At 56.2% G+C, this 2,437-nt stretch carries 1 protein-coding gene; it reads right to left on the bottom strand.

From position 1 onward, the window contains the following. Nucleotides 1–164: 164 nt before the first annotated feature. Nucleotides 165–2,309: a hydantoinase/oxoprolinase family protein gene (locus tag FBZ93_RS40345; protein WP_146993224.1), complete on the bottom strand. Its 2,145-nt coding sequence runs from the start codon at nt 2,307–2,309 to the stop codon at nt 165–167. Between the last annotated feature and the right edge of the window lie 128 nt (nt 2,310–2,437).

Consider the following 2,437-nt stretch of genomic DNA (forward strand, 5'->3'; position numbering starts at 1 on the left):
CCGAGCGGCCTTCGACTGCAGGTCTCGAATGGGTAAGATTCAATCAGCTCAACAGCGATAGATTGAATCTCTCAAGTCAGGTCGAGGCATCGAGCTCCTCCACCGATCATGGCCCTTTCCACTCCTCTCAAACAGCGATCGGTCGCTTGCACAGGAACTGGCAATCAATCACACTGCGCATCATGAACCTCATGAGTAGCTTGGAAAGTTGCGCGCGCCGACTCAACCTCGCCGAGAATGGCGCCAGAAGCGAGAACAGTTGCTGTAACGCCTTCCGGAATTACCGTAGAAGTCTCATCTTCTTCGACAATGGCCGGTCCTTGGATGGCCGCGCCAGGCTTAAGATCAAGACGCCAAAAAATAGCATAGAGCTTTTCACAGCTGCTCCGGCCGTCGAACACCTTCCGGTGGGAATTCGGTGTTGGCGTAAAGGAGGCCAGCTGAGCGCCATAGTTCGTCGTTGGTGGAGCAGCGGTCGTAACAAGAACTGACCAAGTCAGGACTTCAACGTCCGCTCCCGATACATTGCGCTTATAGATTTCTCGATAGCGATCAGCGAATGCCTCGGCGAGGCTCCCAGAGTCATCTGTGCGGAAAGGTCGCGAGGGCAGACTCACTGTGATTTCGTGCCCTTGGCCAACATAACGCATCGAGGCGCTCCGAAGCACCGATAGCTCTTGGCCTCCTGCAGCTACTCGCACGATAGCGGTCGCCGTCTTTTCCATCGCTGCCAACAAATGATTGATTGCTAGTGCATCCAGCGCCGACACCTTCTGATGACGGGAGCGCACGACCTCGTAGGACACTGGCGCCCTCAGGAATCCCACGGCCGAGCCGACACCCGCACCCGGCGGTACGAGGAAGCGCCGCATACCGAGCTTCGCCATAACGCTTGCGGCGTGCAGTGGCGCCCCGCCGCCAAATGCGATTAGGACCCGACTGCGATATTCTTTGCCGCTTTCAACCGCATGAACTCTAGTTGCCGAAGCCATATTCTCTTCGACCATTTCTGCTACGGCTGCAGCCGCGACATGGGAATCCAGACGCAACTCACCGGAGAGGCAAGTTTCTATTGCCGCAACTGACGCGCCCCTGTTAAGCGCAAACTTGCCACCAGCAAAACCAGCTGGATTGATTTTTCTTAGGACAAGGTTCGCGTCCGTCACAGTCGGCCTTTTCCCACCCCTCGAGAAAGCCGCAGGACCGGGCTCCGAGCCCGCACTCTCCGGGCCAATAGTTAGCCGACCGAGACTGTCGACGTGCGCGATCGAGCCGCCACCAGCTCCGATCTCGACCATCTCAATAACCGGGATCTTGATAGGCGTGCCGCTTCCTTTCTTGAATCGATAGACGCGCGCAACCTCGAAAGTCCGAGAGGTTTGCGGACGACCATTGTCGATCAGACAAATTTTTGCAGTGGTCCCCCCCATGTCGAAGGATATGACATCGTCAAGCCCGTTTTCGGCGGCAATCGATGCAGCAAAGAGGGCACCACCGGCAGGCCCCGATTCCACTAGTCGAACGGGGAATGCTGCCGCGGTGGCGATGTCCGTAAGTCCTCCGCCTGAAAGCATCATTAAAACCGGGCTGCGCAGACCGAGTTCACGGAGACGCTGATCGAGGCGGAATAGATAGTTCGCCATCTTCGGCTGCACGTACGCATTCGCGACCGCGGTGCAGAAGCGCTCAAACTCCCGCATCTCTGGCGCAACTTCTCCGGAAATAGTTATAGAGAGGTCAGGTAGCACTGCCTTAATGAGATCTCGAACACGCTCCTCATGAGCGGTATTGGCATATGAATGAAGAAAGCAAATCGCTACCGACTCGATTTTCTCGCGCTTGAGGATTTCAATCGCGGCAGCGACATCACTTTCATTAAGCGGCAACAACTCGCGGCCACCCACGCCGATGCGCTCGCGGATGGGCAGCCTCAACTCACGACTGATCAGAGGCGCAGGAAGTTCGAGAAAAAGGTCAAAAAGGTCGAAGCGAAATTCTTGTCCGATCTCGATGACATCACGAAAGCCTTCGGTTGTGAGCATTGCGGTTCGCGCGCCCCGACGTTCGATCAAGGCGTTTGTCGCGAGCGTCGTGCCGTGAACCACTAGTTCCAAGTCCGAGTAAGTCATTCCGGCGTTTTTGAGAACTGCACCGACGGCCTCAATCACGCCGTCATCAGGCGACTGATGGGTGGTGAGGGTCTTGGTAGTGAAGCGTTTGCCCTCCACCTCCAATGCGGCGTCCGTAAATGTCCCCCCGATATCGACGCCGAGTTTTGCCTGAGCCGTTCCTGGCGCCGCTTTTGTCACGATATTTGTCTCATTTCTTGTTCACACGGCTATCATACGCGAACTGCGTCCGCTGTTCGCGAGAGTGCGCAGAAGCGGTCGATGTCGTCAAGTAAAATTTGCGACCATTGTTCGCAATACGCGAACAG

The sequence above is a fragment of the Bradyrhizobium macuxiense genome (genome assembly GCF_007993935.1).
GTDB lineage: Bacteria > Pseudomonadota > Alphaproteobacteria > Rhizobiales > Xanthobacteraceae > Bradyrhizobium > Bradyrhizobium macuxiense_A.